The organism is Paraneptunicella aestuarii (genome assembly GCF_019900845.1).
Classification (GTDB): Bacteria; Pseudomonadota; Gammaproteobacteria; order Enterobacterales; family Alteromonadaceae; genus Paraneptunicella; species Paraneptunicella aestuarii.
Genome location: NZ_CP074570.1, coordinates 2889745 through 2910172 on the forward strand (window position 1 = coordinate 2889745; position 20428 = coordinate 2910172).

The 20428-nt window shown below is 42.4% G+C and carries 20 protein-coding genes and 1 tRNA gene; 9 read left to right on the forward strand and 12 right to left on the reverse strand.

Translation table 11 applies throughout. The features are described 5' to 3' along the window. Nucleotides 1-93: 93 nt before the first annotated feature. Nucleotides 94-185 (reverse strand) — tRNA-Ser (locus KIH87_RS11140). A 222-nt stretch (nt 186-407) separates the two neighbouring features. On the opposite strand from KIH87_RS11140, the gene KIH87_RS11145 reads away from it, so the two are divergent. The 5 genes from KIH87_RS11145 to KIH87_RS11165 all read left to right on the forward strand — a co-directional run bounded on the left by KIH87_RS11145 (nt 408) and on the right by KIH87_RS11165 (nt 2528). Next, nucleotides 408-1070 (forward strand): Bax inhibitor-1/YccA family protein, encoded by a 663-nt coding sequence (locus KIH87_RS11145; protein ID WP_232357950.1) that lies wholly within the window; start codon nt 408-410, stop codon nt 1068-1070. 80 nt (nt 1071-1150) lie between these two features. Next, nucleotides 1151-1540, forward strand: coding sequence for a sulfurtransferase complex subunit TusD (gene tusD / locus KIH87_RS11150; protein WP_232357951.1), 390 nt, complete (start codon nt 1151-1153; stop codon nt 1538-1540). Continuing rightward, a complete protein-coding gene (tusC, locus tag KIH87_RS11155) occupies nt 1540-1893 on the forward strand; it encodes a sulfurtransferase complex subunit TusC (RefSeq protein WP_232357952.1) in 354 nt (117 codons plus the stop codon). The genes tusD and tusC overlap by 1 nt, the downstream gene beginning before the upstream one ends. Beyond that, nucleotides 1893-2186 carry a sulfurtransferase complex subunit TusB gene (tusB, locus tag KIH87_RS11160; protein WP_232357953.1) on the forward strand — a complete coding sequence of 98 codons (294 nt, stop codon included), beginning with the start codon at nt 1893-1895 and terminating at the stop codon, nt 2184-2186. The genes tusC and tusB overlap by 1 nt, the downstream gene beginning before the upstream one ends. Before the next feature lie 3 nt (nt 2187-2189). Further along, a complete protein-coding gene (locus tag KIH87_RS11165) occupies nt 2190-2528 on the forward strand; it encodes a TusE/DsrC/DsvC family sulfur relay protein (RefSeq protein WP_232357954.1) in 339 nt (112 codons plus the stop codon). Between the two features lie 110 nt (nt 2529-2638). Here KIH87_RS11165 and KIH87_RS11170 read toward each other — a convergent pair whose 3' ends face one another. The 7 genes from KIH87_RS11170 to lrp form a co-directional block, all read right to left on the reverse strand. Beyond that, a complete protein-coding gene (locus KIH87_RS11170) occupies nt 2639-2776 on the reverse strand; it encodes a hypothetical protein (protein ID WP_232357955.1) in 138 nt (45 codons plus the stop codon). Nucleotides 2777-2846: 70 nt separating this feature from the next. Continuing rightward, complete coding sequence (gene serS / locus KIH87_RS11175; protein WP_232357956.1) at nt 2847-4142, reverse strand: serine--tRNA ligase; 1296 nt, start codon at nt 4140-4142, stop codon at nt 2847-2849. Between the two features lie 5 nt (nt 4143-4147). Next, nucleotides 4148-4531 (reverse strand): fluoride efflux transporter CrcB, encoded by a 384-nt coding sequence (gene crcB / locus KIH87_RS11180; protein WP_232361470.1) that lies wholly within the window; start codon nt 4529-4531, stop codon nt 4148-4150. Continuing rightward, the gene (locus KIH87_RS11185) at nt 4524-5843 is read right to left on the reverse strand and encodes a replication-associated recombination protein A (RefSeq protein ID WP_232357957.1); all 1320 of its coding nucleotides are present in this window, start codon (nt 5841-5843) and stop codon (nt 4524-4526) included. The genes crcB and KIH87_RS11185 overlap by 8 nt, the downstream gene beginning before the upstream one ends. 33 nt (nt 5844-5876) lie before the next feature. Further along, nucleotides 5877-6533: an outer membrane lipoprotein chaperone LolA gene (lolA, locus tag KIH87_RS11190; RefSeq protein ID WP_232357958.1), complete on the reverse strand. Its 657-nt coding sequence runs from the start codon at nt 6531-6533 to the stop codon at nt 5877-5879. 2 nt (nt 6534-6535) lie between these two features. Next, nucleotides 6536-8992, reverse strand: coding sequence for a DNA translocase FtsK (locus tag KIH87_RS11195; RefSeq protein ID WP_232357959.1), 2457 nt, complete (start codon nt 8990-8992; stop codon nt 6536-6538). A gap of 176 nt (nt 8993-9168) precedes the next feature. Further along, the gene (gene lrp, locus KIH87_RS11200) at nt 9169-9651 is read right to left on the reverse strand and encodes a leucine-responsive transcriptional regulator Lrp (RefSeq protein ID WP_232357960.1); all 483 of its coding nucleotides are present in this window, start codon (nt 9649-9651) and stop codon (nt 9169-9171) included. 128 nt (nt 9652-9779) lie between these two features. Between lrp and ald the strand changes: the two genes are divergently transcribed. Further along, the gene (gene ald / locus KIH87_RS11205; protein ID WP_232357961.1) at nt 9780-10910 is read left to right on the forward strand and encodes an alanine dehydrogenase; all 1131 of its coding nucleotides are present in this window, start codon (nt 9780-9782) and stop codon (nt 10908-10910) included. Nucleotides 10911-11020: 110 nt separating this feature from the next. On the opposite strand, the gene KIH87_RS11210 is transcribed toward ald, so the two are convergent. The 3 genes from KIH87_RS11210 to trhO form a co-directional block, all read right to left on the reverse strand. Then, nucleotides 11021-12583, reverse strand: a complete 1563-nt coding sequence (locus KIH87_RS11210; protein WP_232357962.1) for a cation:proton antiporter family protein — start codon at nt 12581-12583, stop codon at nt 11021-11023. A gap of 101 nt (nt 12584-12684) precedes the next feature. Further along, complete coding sequence (locus KIH87_RS11215) at nt 12685-12933, reverse strand: EF-hand domain-containing protein (protein ID WP_232357963.1); 249 nt, start codon at nt 12931-12933, stop codon at nt 12685-12687. Nucleotides 12934-13166: 233 nt separating this feature from the next. After that, nucleotides 13167-14159, reverse strand: coding sequence for an oxygen-dependent tRNA uridine(34) hydroxylase TrhO (gene trhO / locus KIH87_RS11220; protein ID WP_232357964.1), 993 nt, complete (start codon nt 14157-14159; stop codon nt 13167-13169). A gap of 615 nt (nt 14160-14774) precedes the next feature. On the opposite strand from trhO, the gene KIH87_RS11225 reads away from it, so the two are divergent. Together KIH87_RS11225 and KIH87_RS11230 are read left to right on the forward strand one after the other, a co-directional pair. Next, the gene (locus KIH87_RS11225; RefSeq protein WP_232357965.1) at nt 14775-15923 is read left to right on the forward strand and encodes a GGDEF domain-containing protein; all 1149 of its coding nucleotides are present in this window, start codon (nt 14775-14777) and stop codon (nt 15921-15923) included. Nucleotides 15924-16090: 167 nt separating this feature from the next. Beyond that, nucleotides 16091-16810: a SapC family protein gene (locus KIH87_RS11230; RefSeq protein ID WP_232357966.1), complete on the forward strand. Its 720-nt coding sequence runs from the start codon at nt 16091-16093 to the stop codon at nt 16808-16810. A gap of 101 nt (nt 16811-16911) precedes the next feature. Here KIH87_RS11230 and KIH87_RS11235 read toward each other — a convergent pair whose 3' ends face one another. Beyond that, nucleotides 16912-18537 (reverse strand): alpha-amylase family glycosyl hydrolase, encoded by a 1626-nt coding sequence (locus tag KIH87_RS11235; protein WP_232357967.1) that lies wholly within the window; start codon nt 18535-18537, stop codon nt 16912-16914. A 178-nt stretch (nt 18538-18715) separates the two neighbouring features. On the opposite strand from KIH87_RS11235, the gene KIH87_RS11240 reads away from it, so the two are divergent. Further along, nucleotides 18716-20323 carry a glycerol-3-phosphate dehydrogenase/oxidase gene (locus tag KIH87_RS11240; RefSeq protein ID WP_232357968.1) on the forward strand — a complete coding sequence of 536 codons (1608 nt, stop codon included), beginning with the start codon at nt 18716-18718 and terminating at the stop codon, nt 20321-20323. The last annotated feature ends 105 nt before the right edge of the window (nt 20324-20428 follow it).

Consider the following 20428-nt stretch of genomic DNA (forward strand, 5'->3'; position numbering starts at 1 on the left):
TAACGATAACAAAAATATCAAACTCTGAAACGGATATTTTCATGTGCTAGAACGAAAAAACCCCGACTTTAAAAGTCGGGGTTTTTGAATGCTTGGCGGAGAGGGAGGGATTCGAACCCCCGGTAGGGATAAACCTACGGCTGATTTCAAGTCAGCTGCATTAAACCGAGCTCTGCCACCTCTCCGTGACGTGAGCGGCATATTAAAGTCGTTTATTCAGCTTGTAAAGAGTAAATTTAACATTAACTTACTGACTGCTTTATCTTTGCGCAATTTGTTCAATTAACATCTATTTACTAAATTTTTCAGTCGTTCCGTACGATTCAACTTGAAAATTTGCCCTAAAGCCCCTAAATATAGCGTCAGTAACATTATTGCTTAATACTATTTAAACGACGGAGTTTGTAATGCAATACAATTCGGTATCTTCCGCCTCACAATCATCAGTGTTAGAGACGAATAAAGTCTTACGTAACACTTATATGTTATTAGCTATGACATTGGGATTCAGTGCGGCAGTGGCTGGCGTATCAATGGCGTTAGGATTACCACATCCTGGCCTAATTATTACCTTAGTAGGATTCTATGGCCTATTATTTTTAGTCCATAAAACAGCTAACTCATCAGCGGGTTTGCTTAGTGTATTCGCATTCACTGGCTTTTTAGGTTATACACTTGGTCCGATTCTGAATATGGTTATTGGTGCCGGCGGCGGTGACTTGATTGTCACAGCGTTAGGTGGCACAGCTATCATATTCTTCGCATTGTCAGGTTATGTTTTGACAACCAAGAAAGATATGTCATTCCTTAATGGTATGCTGTTCGCTGGCTTTTGGGTTATCTTGATCGCGGTTATTGCGAACATTTTCCTTCAACTGCCAGCTCTTAGCTTAGGTCTTAGCGCATTATTCATCCTGTTTTCATCAGGTGTTATTTTAATGCAAACCAGTGATATTATTCGTGGTGGTGAGAAAAACTATATATTGGCAACAGTGACGCTTTATGTGTCTCTGTACAATATTTTCATTAGCTTGCTAAACCTACTAACCGCTTTTAGCAACGATGACTAAGAAATTGTTTTCTCAATAGAATCAATCAACACCCCACTTGCTGGGGTGTTTTTTTATAGATACAGGAATAAAAGAAATTCATGGCGAAATTCCTCATATTAGTGACCAGCCCCCACTACGATTCTGACTCAGCAAAATCATCCTATGAGTTTGCCAAAGCCGCTATTGAACAAAACCATGAGGTATTGGGCATTTTCTTTTATCAGTCAGGAGTGAGCCATGCTAATCAATTTAACGCTCCTCTTTCTGATGAACCATCAGCATCAAGCCTTTGGCAAGAGCTCGCAACCAGGTATAAAGTTAACTTGCTAGTATGTGCAACAGCAGCCAGCAGAAGAGGCATTGCGGATAAGGAAGAAGCCAAACGCATGACATTTAATGGAGATAATCTCTCTGAACATTTCACCATGTCTGGATTGACAGAATTTTCAGCCTTATCCACTCAGGCGACAAGGGTAGTACAGTTCTGATGTCTATTGCCATATTGCATACTACAGCCCCAAGCTCAAACCCAAATGGTTTGGAAGCTCTCGATACTGCATTCGCTTTTGCCAACATTGAACAACAAGTGGGTATGTTTTTCATTCAAGATGGAGTTTATCAATTATTAAAAGGTCAACAACCTGAAATATCGGGGTTTAAAAACCATACAAAGAGTTATCCCGCATTAGAGTTTTACGACATCGAAGATATATTTGTATGCACAGAAAGTCTGAAAGAGCGAAATCTTACGTCCGAAAACCTTTTGCTTGAAGCTACATTAATGAGTCCAGAACAGCTTGCTTCTTATTTGAAACCTTTTGATCAGGTGCTCAGGTTCTAATGATTTTACATATCATCCGACAAAGTTCCGCTTCCCATCAATCACTACACCAATGTTTGAAATACAAACAAACTGATGATGGCATTCTGTTTATCTCCGATGGCGTACTGAATTTATGTTTACAGCACAATATTCCTCTATTAAAAACCCCTGAGCTTTCAAATAAGCTCTTCGTATTAGAGAGTGATCTGACCGCACGCAACCTGCCTATTCATAGTCTGGATGTAAAGCAGCTCTCATACCAAGAGTTTGTTGAGCTTACCTTGCAATACGAAAAAACACTGACATGGTAGTTTATGAGTCAATTTATAGAATTTAACGGTAAACAGATCCCAACCGATGCTAACGGCTATCTATTAGAAGTTTCAGATTGGCAACCAGAATTAGCTCCGATTATTGCAGCCACAGAAAATATCGAATTAACAGATTCACACTGGGAAGTAGTCAATTTTGTGCGGGACTTTTATCTGGAATTTAACACCAGCCCAGCAATCAGAGCATTAGTAAAAGCTATGGCAGCCAAATTGGGACAAGAGAAAGGTAACAGCCGCTATTTACACCGCCTCTTCCCTAAAGGTGCAGCAAAACAAGCAACAAAGATCGCAGGTTTACCTAAACCAGCAAAATGCTTGTAAAGCATTATCAAAAGATGGAAGGCTCTGAATTAGGAGCGAATTAATCAGAAGTGTTAGAAAAAGCGCATATTGCAAACAATATGCGCTCAATAGCTATGATCTTAGAGGCGTTATTGCCCGTTTGCCATACCAGCAGAAACAGTGGTAAAAATCATCCAGCCTATATAGCCAACCAACCCGACAATTCCGATAATTGCAGCCCAGTAGACAAATTTCATCACTAGTTTAAGGTCTTGATTTTTTTGCATATTGCCTCTCAACGATGACTACATGGTACAGACTTACATTGCTCTTAATGAACAAAGGTAAGAGGCTGTACTAGCAACCTCCGATTTTTTCCAGTCCACCCATGTATGGACGTAAAACCTCAGGAATAACCACACTTCCATCGGCTTGCTGGTAGTTTTCCAAAACCGCCACCAAGGTACGTCCTACAGCCAAACCAGAACCATTTAAGGTATGAATTAATTCAGGCTTCGAACCTGTTTCAGCTCTGTATCGTGCCTGCATTCTTCTAGCTTGGAAGTCTACCATGTTACTGCAGCTGGAAATCTCTCTATAAGTATGTTGTGCAGGCAACCAGACTTCCAAATCATACGTTTTCGCAGCACAAAACCCCATATCGCCAGTACAAAGTACGACTTTGCGATACGGAAGCTCCAGGAGCTGCAAAATTTTCTCAGCATGGCCAGTTAACTCTTCCAACGCATCGAAAGAATCTTCTGCTTTCACTAATTGAACCAGTTCCACCTTGTCAAACTGATGATTTCTAATTAGTCCTTTGGTATCACGACCATATGAACCTGCTTCACTTCTAAAACAAGGGGTATGTGCCACCATTTTGATTGGCAATTGCTCTGCGTCGAAAATGACATCACGCGCAATGTTGGTTAAAGGAACTTCAGCCGTTGGGATCAACGACATCCCAATGCCCTCTTCAGTGGCCGGCTTGGTATGAAACAAGTCCTCGCCAAACTTGGGCAACTGCCCGGTTCCTCTTAAACTGTCAGCGTTAACCAGATACGGCACATACATTTCAGTATAACCATGCTGATTAGCATGAGTGTCTAACATGAACTGCGCTAATGCACGGTTTAAACGCGCAATTTGTCCGCGCATGACAACGAAACGAGAACCGCTAAGCTTTACACCAGTTTCAAAGTCCAGACCATTGTCGATATCCGCACCAAGATCGGTATGATCTTTCACTTCAAAGTCAAATTCTCTAGGTGTACCCCACTTGGTAATTTCCACGTTCTCATTTTCATCTTTCCCTACAGGAACCGATTCATGAGGAATATTAGGAATACTCATTGCGGCATTTTCAATATTGCTCAACAACTGAACCAACTCAGCCTTGGCTGCATCCAACTCATCGCCAAGCTTGCCAACTTCTGCCAATAATGGAGCAATATCCTCACCAGCAGCCTTAGCCTTACCAATCGACTTGGAACGAACATTACGCTCGTTTTGAAGCTCTTGAGTGTGGGATTGCAAATATTTACGTCTTTCTTCCCATTCTTTTAACTGCACCACATCCAATTCGAAACCACGCTTTTTCAGTTCCGCGGCAGCAAAATCAATTTCTTGTCTTAAGTACTTTGAGTCCAGCATGTATCTTAATTACCTTTTATTACTTGCATTCCCAGCCATGCCATTAACAAGCAAGAGCCAAGGTTCAAAAATATGTTGAGAACACCTTTCCACCAATGTGCTTGCTGTAGCAACAGCAGAGTATCGACGGAAAAAGTGGAAAATGTCGTTAGAGCACCTAAAAAACCAATCCCGACCATGGTTCGCCAGGGAACGATTTCGATAACGCCTTGCTCAATCATGGCGTAAAGTAGACCCAATAAAAAAGAGCCTATTATGTTGACCAGAAGTGTACCAAAAGGAAAATCCTTGCCAAGCCAGAGAAGCGCCATTTCTGCAATAAAATACCGAGAGCAAGCACCAATTGCCCCTCCTATTGCTATAAAACCGTAAATGCCCAAGCTACTCATATCGCTTTTTGTCACTCTGTTGGTTTAAACCTTCAAGATATGCCAGTTTTTCCTTTATTTGCTTTTCCAAGCCTCGTTCAGATGGAGAATAAAACTTTGTTGCTCGTAAATGCTCAGGGAAATAGTTCTCGCCAGCAGCAAAAGCCCCCGCTTCATCATGAGCATAACGATAGCCCTCTCCGGCACCCAAGCTCTTCATCAACTCTGTAGGCGCATTACGCAAATGCATAGGAACATCAGCATCAGAAGTGTCTTTCGCTAAACTCATCGCTTGTTTAAACGCGGTATATACTGCATTACTTTTTGGCGCACAGGCACAATACAAAACGGCTTGGGCAATCGCTCTTTCACCTTCTGCAGCGCCCACTCTGTGGTACACATCCCACGCATTGAGGGTCAATTGTAATGCTCTGGGATCGGCATTGCCAATATCTTCCGAGGCAATCGCTAAAAGCCGTCGGGCAATCGCGGTAGGTTCTGCGCCTGTTACCAATAAGCGGCAAAACCAGTATAACGCGCCGTCGGGAGATGAGCCTCTAACGGATTTATGAAAAGCGGATAGAAGATCATAATAATAATCTCCGCCCTTATCAAAATGCGCCATTTTATCGCCCGAGGCATGAGCAATATGTTGCTTATCAAGGCTTTTACCGCTCTCTCTAAGCTGCAATGCTATCTCCAGAGTGTTGAGAAGCTTACGCCCGTCACCACATGCCACTTCAACTAATAGTGCTTCGGCGTCAGATTCAATAGTGACAAGCTCTGAATTGTCTTCACTATATTTCTTCAATGCACGATGAATTAGCTGCTTAAGCCCATCAGCATCAAGCTTTTTCAACACATAAACACGAGTACGGGACAAAAGAGCATTGTTTAATTCAAAGGAAGGATTCTCAGTAGTTGCACCGATGAAAATCACCGTGCCATCTTCAATAAAGGGTAAAAATGCGTCTTGCTGAGATTTATTAAAACGGTGGACTTCATCCACAAACAATATGGTTTGTCTGCCAAAATCTCTGGCATTGCTCTTGGCGTTATCAATAGCCGCTCGAATTTCCTTAACCCCACCGGTAACTGCAGAGATTTTTTCAACCTGAGCATCAATGCTATGAGCGACAATCTCAGCCAAGGTCGTCTTGCCAGTTCCCGGAGGCCCCCACAAAATCATGGAATGAGCATTGCCAGAACGAATGGCTTCATAAAGTGGTTTACCGGGCGCGAGAATGTGCTCCTGACCTACATAGCCATCAATAGAAGTGGGTCGTAATAGAGCTGCAAGGGGTTTTGCCACATCGCCAAACTGGAGTTCCATTAGCTATGAACCACGTTTAGTGTTATCTGAAAATCAACGCTGATCATCAAGTTCAAAGCCTGATGGCATACTAAAAGTAAAACGCTGAGAAGAAATCTCTTGATTCTGTTTAATATCAGAAAAAATCAGCTGATTGCGCTGCTCTTGCTGATCAAGAATGATCAATTGTGACAACACACCATCATCAAAAAACAAAACAAGCTGCTTGATTGACTGATTCTCCGATTTGGGGGTAATCATAAACTCACCTTCGTTCACTTTAGCAACCTGATAGCCATCCCAAATATCGGAATTGGGCTGAGCCAACAACATAATAGGGTGATCTTTCACCGAATGTTGCTGATCCAGAGCAATCACCTGCTCAACAAAAGGATCGATGTGCCAAAGGGTTTTGCCATCGGCAATCAAGGTCGCTTCATTGGGCGGTAACACTTCCCAGTACAGCTTTTGAGGCTGCTGTAAATTGATAATTCCTTTTGCTTCTTGCAACAACTCGTTGTTTGCATCCATCACCTTTTGCTCAAAATGAGCAGAATAAGTGTGTAACTGCGATAACAAGTGCTTTAGTTCTTGAGCAGATGAATCTAGCTTCTCTTCCCCATTAAGAGCAAACACGCTGGTTGAGATAGCGATAAACAAGAATCCACTAATGATGTTTTTAAATTGTAGTCTTCTTACTATTTTTACCATTTTTAACCTCTGGGTGGTGGTGGCGCCAACACATCTCTATTGCCGTTATGCCCCGGAGCACTCACAACACCGCTTTGTTCCATTTGCTCAACTAACCGGGCAGCCCGGTTATAGCCAATTCTAAATTTACGTTGCACGCCCGACACTGATGCTCTGCGCGTTTCTGTCACAAAAGCCACGGCTTCATCATAAAACGGATCTAATTCCTGATCTCCGCCATCAGGTTGCTCACCGGGTAGTAATATCTCGTCATTAGATTCACCCGACAATATTTCATCAATATATTGCGGCGTACCTCGCGATTGCCAATCAGCAACCACTGCATGAACTTCATGATCATCAACAAAAGCACCATGAACACGAGTAGGTACACCCGATCCCGGTGGTAAATACAACATATCCCCCATGCCCAACAAAGCTTCGGCACCTTGCTGATCCAGAATGGTTCTGGAATCAATCTTGGAAGAAACCTGAAAGGCAATACGGGTAGGAATATTAGCTTTAATCAAGCCAGTGATAACATCAACAGAAGGTCGCTGAGTAGCCAGAATCAGGTGGATTCCCGCCGCCCTGGCTTTTTGAGCAATACGGGCAATGAGTTCTTCAACTTTCTTACCCACAATCATCATCATGTCAGCAAATTCATCCACGACAACGACGATACTGGGAAGTTTTTCCAACTCTGGTGCTTCTTCTGCCATAGATTCGTTTGGATTCCAGAGAGGATCCTTAATAGGCTGCCCATTCTCTTTCGCTTCCAGCACTTTGGCGTTATAGCCTTTCAGATTACGCACCCCCAAAGCTGACATTAAACGATAGCGGCGCTCCATTTCCCCTACACACCAGCGCAAGGCATTAGAAGCCTCTTTCATGTCGGTGACAACTTCTGCCAACAAATGTGGAATGCCTTCATACACCGACAATTCCAACATTTTAGGGTCAATCATGATAAAACGAACATCTTCTGGCGTAGACTTGTATAGCAAGCTCAAAATCATAACGTTCACGCCAACGGATTTACCTGAACCTGTTGTACCAGCCACCAGCAAATGCGGCATTTTTGCCAAATCCACAACCACAGGGTCACCAGAAATGTCTTTACCAAGCACCATGGTTAAGCTGGACTTCGCATTTTCAAAATATTCGCTGCTAATCACCTCTCGCAAAAATACGGTTTCGCGATGCTTATTGGGCAATTCCAAACCTATGTAGGATTTACCCGGAATAACCTCAACAACACGCACAGAAAGCGCAGACATGGCTCTGGCCAAATCCTTGGATAAGCCGGAGATCTTGCTGACCTTAACTCCCGGAGCCAGATCCAGTTCAAATCGAGTAACAACAGGCCCGGGATACACGCCAACCACTTGAGCCTGAACACTAAAATCAGCCAAAGTTGCCTCTAATAATCGAGCGACCGAATCCAGCTCTTCCTGAGAAATAGGCTCTTTGGTTCGATTAGGCTTGTCTAATAATTCAAAAGAAGGCACATCACCTTCTGGCATGGGCCGGTTACCAGCTACCTTTTCACTTTCCTGTGGGCTAATTACTTTTGGCGTCTTGGGAGCAGTGGATACTTCTCGATTTACCGAAGCACGTTCTTCATTGGCACTATTAACCACTTGGACAGTGACGGGCGGTTCCCTTTCAGGAATAGCATCATACTCGTCCATTTCCTCAATCATGGTGTCCGACAGTTCTTCAGCGTTATTAGAAAAGAACCCTGATTTTTTAGGTATTTCAGGGTCGACTCTCATGGTCGTAATTTCAATAGATGAGGGTTTGTTTTTGTCAGTTAAAGCCTGACCAGAACGAGATAAGGGATTGGGTAACGACTTAATTTCTTCAATCGTACTGGGCAACCGATAAACTTTTTTAGCAGTAAAAATACTAAAAGCCCCCAGCCCATCAATAATGGATAACCAGGAAATTCCAGTTAAAAGCGTAAATCCCGTAGCTAAAAAGCATAACAGCAATAAGTTCGTACCAACGATGCTAAAAAACGGAATCAGTGCATGGCTAATAGCTTCGCCAACCATGCCTCCGGAAGATACGGTAGCCAGGTCATCAAAATTAATACTGGATAAGCCAGCCGCCCCCAAAATACAGAGGATTGTACCAATCATCCGCAGCGCTATGGTCAAATAATCCAGTTCTAAAATATCTTTTGCGCGTTGAAATATAAACCAGCCCAACAGAGCAATAGCAAAAGGAAAGGTGTAAGCAATAACGCCAAAGATCCATAGGCTAATATCAGCAAGCCAGGCTCCAACAGGGCCACCGGCATTATGAACATGCTCATTAAAACCCGTTTGACTCCAACCGGGGTCAGCCGAATCGAAGGTGGCGAGTGCAATAAAAAGAAACAAGGCAAAGGCTGTGGTGATTATCATCCCCACTTCTAATACCCTTTGAATGCCTGTTAAGCGCGACTTAGGACGTTCTATGAGTTCCATCATTTAGTATTATCGTTATTCTCGCCCATAAGATACCAAGCCATTGAAGAAAAGCCCAGTCAGGACAAGGTATTTGTGCCATATGGAAGTTATTTATTTGCCTCTTGCACAGTTAATAACCGTTATTCGTGAAAATCCAGGTGGAATAGACGATTTTATCCACTGTTGGTAAACACGCACTAATAATTAATTTTAATGCGCGTTGTCTGTTTAACCTCTTCCATTACCACATAAGTTCGAGATTCGCTTACTCCAGGCAGTCGTAATAAAACGTCTCCCAACAATCGACGATAAGAAGACATATCGGCAACACGAGCTTTAAGCAAATAGTCAAAATTCCCAGAAACCAGATGACACTCCTGAATATCATCCAGCTTTTTTACCGCAGTAGAAAATTCTTCAAAGATATCTACCGATGTTTTAGTCAAGGTTATCTCTACAAACACCAGCATTGCTGCCCCAACCTTGTCTGGCGCAACGGTTGCATGATACCCCGAGATATAACCCTGACTCTCCAACCTTCTAGTCCTTTCCAGGCAAGGGGTTGGGCTTAATCCTATCTTCTTGGCCAGTTCCACATTGGAAATTCGGCCATTCTTCTGTAACTCGTCTAGAATGCGTCGATCAAGGCGATCGAGGCTTTTTGGCGTTTTAACCAGCATATTTTATTCTAAATATATTTCAATTTTCAGTGTTTAATGCTGCTTTGTATCAAAATAGAGAGCAAAATGCTAATTAAACTTCACTACAATCTGCGCTTTATTCAATAATGAATTCATAGGTGAAAATCATGTTGGTTGGTGTACCAAAAGAAATTAAAAATCACGAATATCGTGTCGGCCTTACTCCATCAGCAGTCAAAGAATTTGTGACCCACGGGCATCAGGTGCTTGTGCAAAATGATGCGGGTCTTGCAATAGGCTTTGATAATGAGCAGTACGTAGCCGCAGGCGCACAGATCATTCAAACAGCAGAGGAAATCTTTGCAAAGGCTGAAATGATTGTAAAAGTAAAAGAACCACAGCCTAACGAGTGCGAAATGCTGTCTGAAGGCCAAACGCTTTACACCTACCTGCACTTAGCGCCGGATCCAAGACAAACAGAGTTATTGGTTAAAAGTGGCGCAACCTGTATTGCCTATGAAACAGTAACCGATCGTCACGGCGGTTTACCTTTGTTAGCTCCTATGAGCGAAGTCGCGGGACGTATGTCTATTCAGGCTGGCGCACACTTTCTGGAAAAAGCCCATGGTGGCAGCGGCACGTTGTTAGGTGGTGTTCCGGGCGTTGCACCAGGTAAAGTATTGATCATCGGTGGCGGTGTTGTTGGCACAAACGCGGCCAAAATGGCCTTAGGCGTAGGTGCTGATGTCACTATTATGGATCGTTCACTACCTCGCTTGCGTGAACTGGATGATATTTTTGATGGTCGCGTGAAAACTGTGTACTCAACGGTTGATGCCATTGAACAATACTCTTCAAAAGCAGATGTGGTTGTTGGCGCAGTATTAATTCCTGGCGCGGCAGCTCCAAAACTGTTAACCAAAGAACATATCATCAACATGAAAGAAGGCTCTGTTCTGGTTGATGTTGCCATCGACCAAGGCGGTTGCTTTGAAACATCAAGAGCCACCACTCATCAAGATCCGGTTTATATTGTAAATGGTGTCGTTCATTACTGTGTAGCCAACATGCCAGGCGGCGTAGCGCGCACTTCAACAATGGCGCTAAACAATGCAACATTGCCATTTGGTATTGCATTAGCGAACAAAGGGCCAAAACAAGCCATGCTGGACGACCCACATTTGCTAAATGGTCTAAACGTTCATAAAGGAAAAGTAACCTACAAAGCGGTTGTGGATGCTTTGGGTAAACAGCTGAATCTGGAATATATGGATGCCAGGGAAGCCTTGTCTCTGTAACAAGAGCTTTTTCAGCGTTTTATAAAACACGATGTTCGATAGAAGAAGCGCCTGAAAAATCAGGCGCTTTTCTTTTTAAATAAAGGATGTTGCTGCAAAGCAGATATTCATCAGTCAATAATTTGCAAACTTTCTTCGGCAAAGCCCGCCCCTACCTCAGTATAAAAGTTGAAGACTTTATGAATGCCCGATGCCAACAGATGTTCACGCTCATCTTCAAAACGTGCCATAGCCGCGATTTTGCCTTTATATCCAGCAGAAACTAATTGCTGACAAATATTGTCAATATCTTCAATTGAAGGCAGCGCCAACAGAATAAGCTTGATATGGGTCACATCAATACGTTCCCATAAGTCAGCGTCTTCTGCATCACCACAGATAACCTGCTTTCCATCCGACTGTAATTGCGACACCCGTTCACTATCAGCATCCAGCCCCCATACGGATTCCCCAGCAGCATGAGACAAGGCTTCAAAACTGCCTTTTCCTACCCGCCCCATACCAATCACCAGAATAGATGCATTGCCCGGCTTAACATAAGCATCTTCTGGTAAACGTTGCTCACGTTCGAACTTGACCAGATAAGGTTTAAACAGGTTGTATCCTCTATGGGCGAAACGATAGGCAATACTGGTAAAGACAAAAGACAAGGAAACCGATATCGCGAGGATCACCAACCAGTCCTTCTCTAACCAGCCCTGTTTCACACTCAATGCCACAACAATTAAGCCAAATTCACTAAAATTGCTTAACACTAATCCAGCAAGATAAGAGGTTCTCCCCCTGAGTTTTAACGCATTGAATAATGAGAAAAACAGCAAATACTTAATCGGTAAAAGCAGGCAAATGAATGCCGCCATCGCCAGCATAGGTAATGTTGGAATGGTAATAAAACCAATAGACAGGAAGAAACCGATAAGGAAGAGGTCTTTAAAGCCCAGCAATGACTTGGCCAACTCGGTACTTTTTACATGGGAACTGAGTAAAATCCCCATAATTAATGCACCTAAATCCCCTTTCACATCAACCAAATTAAATAATTCATATCCTCCCAAGGCCAGGAAGAATCCGGTCAGTGGTAGAAGTTCACCGTGTCCTGCGGCATTAAGAAGACGATCAATCAGCGGACGCACAAAAATCAATAGTGGCAACCCTAATGCCAGCATAGATGGGATTTTACCCGTTGCCAACGCAAGAAAGACAACCGCGATGATATCTTGCATAACCAATATCGCTATCGCCAGTTTGCCATGCCGGGTTTTCATTTCCCCACTGTCTTCCAAAACCTTAACAATACAAACGGTACTGCTAAAGCTAAGAGCAAAACCTAATAACGTTGCAGTTTTCCAATCCAGCACTTCAAAATAAGCCAATCCCCATGTCATGTATAACATGGAAAAACTGGCAAAAAGCACTATCCAGAAGAAAGCAGATAATCCTGTACCTACCCATACTTCCGTTCTAAACAAGTCTTTTATGTTTAGTTTCAAGCCAATAGTGAACAACATGAGCGTGATCCCCAAATCTGCAAGCAGCTGCAAATTAGGATCAGGAGTTATACCAAAGAAATTGAGAATGAAGCCTGCGCACAAAAAACCGATCAACGGTGGCAAGGAAAGAAATCGAAATACAAATCCACAAACAAAAGCGACAAAAATCCAAATAAATTCCATGAGGGCTTAAACACCTTAATGGTTATGGTCAAGAGTACCTATTTGCTTGACGGTCAGAACAGCCAGCCGTCGACGGCTGGCGTAACAAAAACGAGATAAGTTTAGTATTCCCACCAGGAATTCTGCCACCAGGACAAAAACTCGTCGAAATCAACTGCCCCATCATTATTCTCATCAATAATGGAAAAACCTTCTCTCGCCTGGTGTTCTTTAACTTTTGGTGACAGCACTTTTAAGAGCTCAAAAAACTCTTGCTCATCAATGCAACCATTATTGTCTTTATCAAAGAACAGAAAGTCTTCTCTGATTTTTTCAATTTGTTGTTCTGTAAGTGCTTTTGCTTCCGACATGATTATTTATCCAATTCTAATTTTGCAGGTAATAATAAAGTGTTCCTTTGTTCATTGTCCATTTGATGTCGTTAAAATGCTAGAGGCTGTTGATCTTAATTCGTTACAATACGTTGAGTTAACGCAATTTTTGTTCAACAACCATGCGAATTAGGGAAAGAATAAAGAAAGGATTTCAAGGCAGAAAAAGTAGCTACCAGAAAACTGGATAGCTACTTAAATCAAAGAGAATATCAGGAACCCGCTTTAGCGGCTGCTCTTTGAGCCTTACGAATTTCAGACTTGCGACGACGTTTTTCAAACGTTGCCATACGAGCTTCATTGCCAAGATGCTCTTCTTGCCTCTCTCTGGCAAGCTGTACCTGTTTTTCTCTTTCACGGAAGCGCTTTAGCTGTTCTTCAGAATGAGTACCATGACAACGAGGGCATGAAACACCAGCTTCAAACAATTCACTTTGCTTGTCTTCCTCAGTTATCGGTAAGCGACACGCATAGCACTGATCATATTTAGACTTTTGCAAATCGTGGTCAACAGCAACGCGATTATCGAAAACAAAGCAATCGCCTTCCCATAGAGACTCTTCTTTTGGCACTTCTTCCAAATATTTTAAAATCCCACCTTCCAGGTGATACACCTCTTCAAAACCCAGCTCTTTTAAATAGGCAGTGGACTTTTCACAACGGATCCCACCGGTACAAAACATGGCAACTTTCTTGTTTTTCGCAGGATCAAGGTTGTCTTTCACATATTGAGGAAATTCACGAAATGTTTGGGTTTTGGGATCAATCGCGTGCTTGAAAGTGCCTATTTCTATCTCGTAATCATTACGAGTATCAATCACTGTCACGTCGGGATCAGAAATTAAAGCATTCCAATCTGCTGGCTTAACATAGGTGCCAACGGTTTTACGAGGGTCAATGCCCTCAACACCCATAGTGACAATTTCATTTTTAAGCTTAACCTTTGTGCGATAGAAAGGCTGCTCTTCGTCGAAGGATTCTTTGTAGGAAACCGGTTGAATGCGTTCATCACTATTTAACCACGCCAGTACAGCATCAATTCCTTCTCGAGTACCAGAAATCGTGCCGTTAATTCCTTCCAACGCTAACAAAAGCGTTCCTTTAACACCACTTTTCTCCATAACATCCTGTAAAGGCGCTCGCATTTCCTTATAGTTTTCTAATGTGACGAACTTATATAACGCACATACAACGTATTGAGACATTGTCTTACCTCTTAGCAATCTGGAACGTAAAACCAGGGCTCTAGGCCAATTTTTAAAGCGCGGCATACTACCGGATTTAACCCGAATATGCCATTAAAGCTTGTTTGACTACCATTTATAGTAGCTTGACATTGTACGTGAAAGCTCATGTTCCACAGAGCTGTTAGTATGATTGCTTACACATTAGTATAACTATGGGTATATAAAAGTAAGTTAAACCAAGTACCGCAAGTTAAGCATTTTGTTTAATTATCAACGCATTAAACCATACCCAGCACTAAGAAAAAGTTTCACAAACATGACAACGATCAATTTGCACATGATCTTTTGCACCTTTTTAAGCTGGATAACTCATCAATTTTATTGGTAATATAATTTCTCGTAGACTATATAGTTATGTACAAGGTGAACATCATATATAGTCCTTGGAGTCTGTTGATCTTTAGTAATCATTTTTGCAGCAGCCCGTACCGTTTGCATAAGGCAGTATGAGTATCTCGATTAACAAGCTCTAAAAGCAGGGAATAAAATCATAGCTGCACTTGTTGAGAGCAGATTTAAGCAGTTGCCACTCTCACAGTATGGTTAAACTGGGGCATAAGCCAAAGCAAGATTATGACTTTTATCATGAGCCTGTTGCGTCGCTATTTAAACGCAGGTCTAAACCAACATAATAATCCGGAAATCAACCGTAAAACCTTCATGGTGAACCTGTTCGGATTAGTTGGATTGATACTCACCACAATAATGGGCACAGCTGCTATGCTCAATGGCAACTATATGCTGTGTATAGCACTGTATTTAACGGGTATGAGCTACCTGCTCAGCTATCAATTACAGAAGTTCACCGGCAACAAACAAATTTACTCATCCATTATTCTTTATTCCATGTTTGGCTTTTTGATTTATCTTGTCTACTCAGGCGGGGTTGCCAATACCGGGCCACTGTGGATATTTATGGCGGCTCCTGTCGCATTATTCTTCGACGGACTAAAGAAGGGATTAATCGATATCGCTATTTTTATTGGCGTGATTAGTTTGATGATGTTTTATCCTGACGACGCACTTATTAATACTCATTACACAAGCGAGTTTAAACAGCGCCTGCTTTACTCTTTCTTATCCGTTACTTTTTTATCTGCCTATTACGAATATTCCAGACAACGTTCATTTGATTTTATGTTAAGAATAAGCCGCAAGTTTGAGCAAATGGCTAAATATGATCCGCTCACCCACTTGCCAAACCGTCGTGACGCAATGGACAAGCTGGAATATGAGTATCGCCGCATTGAACGAAACCTGACGCCAGTAGCATTGATTTTAGTAGACGTCGATTTTTTCAAACGGATCAACGATGCACATGGCCATGCTGCGGGAGATAAGGTACTGGTAGATTTGGCCGATTTGTTCAAGCATATTATCCGCAAACAGGATACTGTCGCTCGTTGGGGCGGTGAAGAATTCCTCTTTATTTTGCCGCAAACAAACTCAACTCAAGCATTGGTTGTAGCTAATAAAATCCGCAACAATCTTGCCAAAACAAGCTTTGACTACGAAGCGAATGCATTCAATATCACGGTGAGTATGGGTATCAGCGAAGTAAACGCGAAGGTTTCCATTGAAGCGGCAATCAAACAGGCCGATGATTTTTTATATCTTGCCAAGAAAAACGGCAGAGATCAGTTTCAGCCTCAACCGGTTGTGTATCAGACAGAAAGCTCTTCCAACAACTCCTCAGACAGAAACCGTTCCTTTTCTGTATAACCCACTTACAATTGGGGAGAAATCATATTCGCTCTCCCCTTGAACCGCTTTTTAAACACCAAAATCAGGTAAAAATCTAATAAGACGGTTGTTAATTTTAATAAGGTCGTTACTATGTCGCATATTTTGCAAATTAACCATACATCATTTACATCATTGGAAAAGTAATGGCTAAGGTCGAACAACTAAATAGTAACTCACATCGTAAAATTAAAATTAAAACCAACCGCGACGTAAGCGATTTGCAAGATCAAAGCATTTTGCCTTTGGTACTTGCAGAATTCCCACAAGCCGCTATTGAATTCCCTATCTGCTTTATCAAAAATGCTCAAAACGAAGACATCCAGGTGGTTGCTTTGATGGGTATCGAAAGCAAGGAAAACCTGTTTGTTGTTGACGGCGACAAATGGAATGGCGCGTATATGCCGGCTCGCTATACTCACCGTCCTTTTGGTTTGGTACAAAACCCGGATGATAAATCAAACTTCGGCATTGCTATCAATGTTGAAAGCAACCTGGTTAATGAAGAAGAAGGCATTGCGTTATTCGACGAAGAAGGCAAAGAAACCGAGTTCCTGGTTAAGCAAAAAGAAGCAATGGCTGCTTACTTGCAACAAGAGCAAATGACGAAAGCATTTGCCAAGGAATTAATGGATAAAGGCTTCCTTGTTCAGAAGCAAATCAATGTAAAAGTACAAGATCAACAATATGATATTGATGGCGTTTACATTGTTGATGAGAAGAAAATCGACGAATTGTCCGACGAAGAGTTTCTGAATTTACGTAAGCGTGGCTTGCTAAACCCAATCTTCACTCACCTGATTTCAATGCGTCAGATGAACAACCTGATTAAGCGTAAGTCTGAAAAAGTGGGTTCACCTGCTTAAGACTTTCCACTCATATCAGGCCAATAAGAGTAGCAGGGTTTCTGCTACTCTTATCAAACACCAGGTTCCAGCTTTTTACACTTCCCTTTATTCTTTCACTATTACTTTACCCGCTTGTACGGTGTATACCCTGAAATTTGCGCAGTTTGAACTTTTAGCATTACCGTTTTACCCGCAGGCACATTAGCCCGAATTAATCCACTCCATATCTGAACAGGTTCTTTTATCACACCTAGCAAATCCGTCATCATGGTGGCATTCATTAATTTTGAATTAGCAATCATGACACTTTCAGAGACATCTTCGGTTCCCGGATTAGCCAAAACCACAATGGTTTCATCTGCAGTATCGGTATAGCGCTCAAATGCGACTAGTTTCTCTGAGTTCACCACTCGAAACTCACCAATGCGCAACGCACGATTAGTTTTACGAATATCAATAAGATTCTGTAACCAGACTAACGAGGGGTTATCATCTTTAACCCAGTCCCAACGCATGGGAGCTCGCATTTCAGGGTCAATACCACCAGTCATACCCACTTCAACGCCATAATAAACATTGGGGGAACCAGGAAAGCTGAATTGCAGCACTTGAGCCATTTGTTGTTGCCATAGCTCAGGAAACAAATTCTTAAGCCTCGGAGTATCATGATTATCCAAAACCAGCCAGGACTTAAGCATCGGCTCAATCCCTGCATCTGATACCATTCGGTCTAACATGGTCACAGCCATTGCCGGTGATATATCCCCAAAGATAGTTCTGATTAACACTTCTCTGGCTGAGAAATTCATGATGCCATCAATTGCCGGAAACCATTCTTTGGGGTAATTCCATATTTCCCCTACCACTAATGCCCCTGGTTTAGCTTGATGAGCCGCTTGAGTTAACTCGGTTAAATAACGAAAACCGATATCAAATGCGACATCCAGACGCCAACCATCAATGCCTTCGTCCAGCAGATAACCTTGCACCACAGAATTGGGCGCATTATATACATGCTCGCGTACAGCAGGATTCTCCAAATTTAGTTCTGGCAAGTTAATAGCCGATGCCCATGCTCTATGCCCAGAAGGATATTGCTCACCAAAATAAAACCAATCTCGATATGGGCTATTCTGGTCTTTACTCGCTTGCTTAAAAATTTCTGCGTTGCGTCCCATATGGTTGAATACACCATCAAGCACCAGTTTCATGCCTCGACGGTGAAGCTCGTCAGCAAGCGCTTTAACATCTTCACGATCGCCAAATTCAGGAGAGACTTTTTTATAATCCAAGGCGTCATATTTATGGTTGGTAAAACCATAATGAATAGGATTGAGATATAGAACATCCATCCCAAGACGTTGAATGTGATCCAGTTTGCTTTTAAGGCTATCGAGATCACCACCCCAAAATTCTATTTCATGGCTCCAAACTTGAGCGTCTTCCAGATAATGACCGCCTTTAGGCACTTCGTCCCAACTTTTCAGCACCTTTGGAGAAGCATATAAATCACGCTTTTTGTCCAGGTTCTTAGATGGTGCGTATCGATCGACCAACACCTGATAAACCAAGGCACCATTTCGCCAATCCTGTCCACGTTTAACTAAACTGGCGGTCAATTGCTTGTCTTGCTCATTTGCAAAATAATTTGATGTATCTGCCACTGATTGCCCTTGCACTAAAAATAAACTCAACATCATCCCTGTTACGATTTTATTCCTGAATGAATGTCGTACTATGTTCAATATGATGTTTCCTGTAATCATTTTTAAATAACTCTCATTGATGCTAGCACGGCCTGATGATGTTGCGCAGATGAATACGTAAGCATTACATTTTTATGGAAATTTCACTTCCCTGAAAAGCACTGGATACGGTAGCCTTAATAGCATCAAAGCGCCCTGAAAAAACATTCAAATTTGTATGACCACGTTAAGAGATAGCAACATCAATAAACTCTCCCAACAATCATTCGATGTTTTGATTATCGGGGGTGGTATCAATGGCGCCGTATCGGCAGCATCCCTTGCAGCCAAGGGCGCTAAGGTAGCTCTGATCGACAAAGGCGATTTTGCAGGCAATACCAGTTCCAATTCGTCCAATCTGGCATGGGGTGGTATCAAATACCTGGAATCATGGGAATTTAGCCTGGTTAATAAGCTATGTAAAAGCCGCAACCACTTAATGAGCCAGTATCCATCCAGTGTTAAGGAAATTCGGTTTCTAACCAGTATTCAAAAAGGCTTTCGCTACCCAGCATTACTCGTTTATCTGGGCACGCTGCTGTATTGGGTAATCGGGCGATTTAAAACCGCTTCACCCAACTATCTAACACCCAAAGACATCAAGCAGCAGGAACAAGCCATTAATACCGATAATGTATCAGGCGGGTTTGAATATTCAGATTGCTATTTACACGACAACGACGCCCGTTTCGTGTTCAATTTCATTCGTTCGAGCATGAGTTACGGCTGCATAGCAGCCAACTATGTAGAACTTAAACAGGCCAGCAAAAACGCTCAAGGATGGACTGTTCAAGCCTATGACAACATTTCAGGAAAAGCACTGAACATTCAGGCAAAAGTCTTGATCAATGCCGCCGGACCCGAAGTAGACAAAGTCAATCAACTCTATCACCAAATGACAGAGCACCATCACTTGTATTCCAAAGGCGTACATTTGATCGTTGATAGAATTGCACACAATCACAAAGTGCTGACCTTTTTCGCAAGCGATGGTCGATTGTTTTTTGTTATACCGTTAGGGCCTCGCACCTGTATTGGTACAACAGACACTCAAGTCGAAACACCGAATGCGCACGTGACCAATGAAGACCGAACCTTCATACTCAATAATGCCAATAATCTTTTGGATTTAGATGTACCTCTTACTGAGCAAGACATTATCGCAGAACGCTGCGGTGTTCGACCATTAGCAATAAAAGGAACACAAGGTAAAGCCGATTGGGTTCAACTTTCCAGAAAACATGCCATAGATGTCGATCAGGATAATGCTCACTTATCTATTTTCGGTGGAAAATTAACTGATTGTATCAATGTCGGTGATGAAGTCTCTGAACTGGTGGAAGAACTCGGGATTACACTCCCCTATCCTAAACAAAAATGGTATGGCGAACCCGATGACGCGATGAAGAACGAGTTTATGCATAGAGCCAGATTATTAGGACTGGATGATCTAACTCCCGAATCATCATCTGAACCGCTAACACAACGTTTTTGGAGACGGTACGGAAGAAATGCCTTTGCCATGCTTGAATCCATTCGTGAAGATCCATCACAAGCAGATCTTCTTATCGAAAACTCAGAGTACCTAAGAGTGGAAATTGAACATGCAGCTCGCAGGGAAATGATTACCAAACTGGATGACTTTTTACGGCGTCGTTCCAAAATTGCCTTAGTGGTAAAACACCATGACATCCTGCAAGCGCCGGGGCTAAAAGAAGCTTGTAGAATTCTATTCGGCAATCAGGCTGAAGCTAAGTTACAGGAATACATTGAACAGCATCGCTGATAGCCTCCAGCCAATAGCGATTCACCGACTAAAGCATATAGCAGTAGATTGTCACCGTGGTGTCATTGAATATTGATGAATCGGCGGTATACTCATTTCTACTTG

Coding starts and splice junctions, on each gene's coding strand:
- KIH87_RS11165 (WP_232357954.1), top strand. CDS start 2,190: ATGAGTCAATTTATAGAATTTAACGGTAAACAGATCCCAACCGATGCT.
- KIH87_RS11215 (WP_232357963.1), bottom strand. CDS start 12,933: ATGTCGGAAGCAAAAGCACTTACAGAACAACAAATTGAAAAAATCAGA.
- KIH87_RS11145 (WP_232357950.1), top strand. CDS start 408: ATGCAATACAATTCGGTATCTTCCGCCTCACAATCATCAGTGTTAGAG.
- KIH87_RS11225 (WP_232357965.1), top strand. CDS start 14,775: ATGACTTTTATCATGAGCCTGTTGCGTCGCTATTTAAACGCAGGTCTA.
- lolA (WP_232357958.1), bottom strand. CDS start 6,533: ATGGTAAAAATAGTAAGAAGACTACAATTTAAAAACATCATTAGTGGA.
- KIH87_RS11240 (WP_232357968.1), top strand. CDS start 18,716: ATGACCACGTTAAGAGATAGCAACATCAATAAACTCTCCCAACAATCA.
- KIH87_RS11230 (WP_232357966.1), top strand. CDS start 16,091: ATGGCTAAGGTCGAACAACTAAATAGTAACTCACATCGTAAAATTAAA.
- trhO (WP_232357964.1), bottom strand. CDS start 14,159: ATGTCTCAATACGTTGTATGTGCGTTATATAAGTTCGTCACATTAGAA.
- serS (WP_232357956.1), bottom strand. CDS start 4,142: ATGCTGGACTCAAAGTACTTAAGACAAGAAATTGATTTTGCTGCCGCG.
- tusB (WP_232357953.1), top strand. CDS start 1,893: ATGATTTTACATATCATCCGACAAAGTTCCGCTTCCCATCAATCACTA.
- tusD (WP_232357951.1), top strand. CDS start 1,151: ATGGCGAAATTCCTCATATTAGTGACCAGCCCCCACTACGATTCTGAC.
- KIH87_RS11170 (WP_232357955.1), bottom strand. CDS start 2,776: ATGCAAAAAAATCAAGACCTTAAACTAGTGATGAAATTTGTCTACTGG.
- KIH87_RS11210 (WP_232357962.1), bottom strand. CDS start 12,583: ATGGAATTTATTTGGATTTTTGTCGCTTTTGTTTGTGGATTTGTATTT.
- KIH87_RS11185 (WP_232357957.1), bottom strand. CDS start 5,843: ATGGAACTCCAGTTTGGCGATGTGGCAAAACCCCTTGCAGCTCTATTA.
- lrp (WP_232357960.1), bottom strand. CDS start 9,651: ATGCTGGTTAAAACGCCAAAAAGCCTCGATCGCCTTGATCGACGCATT.
- crcB (WP_232361470.1), bottom strand. CDS start 4,531: ATGAGTAGCTTGGGCATTTACGGTTTTATAGCAATAGGAGGGGCAATT.
- tusC (WP_232357952.1), top strand. CDS start 1,540: ATGTCTATTGCCATATTGCATACTACAGCCCCAAGCTCAAACCCAAAT.
- ald (WP_232357961.1), top strand. CDS start 9,780: ATGTTGGTTGGTGTACCAAAAGAAATTAAAAATCACGAATATCGTGTC.
- KIH87_RS11195 (WP_232357959.1), bottom strand. CDS start 8,992: ATGATGGAACTCATAGAACGTCCTAAGTCGCGCTTAACAGGCATTCAA.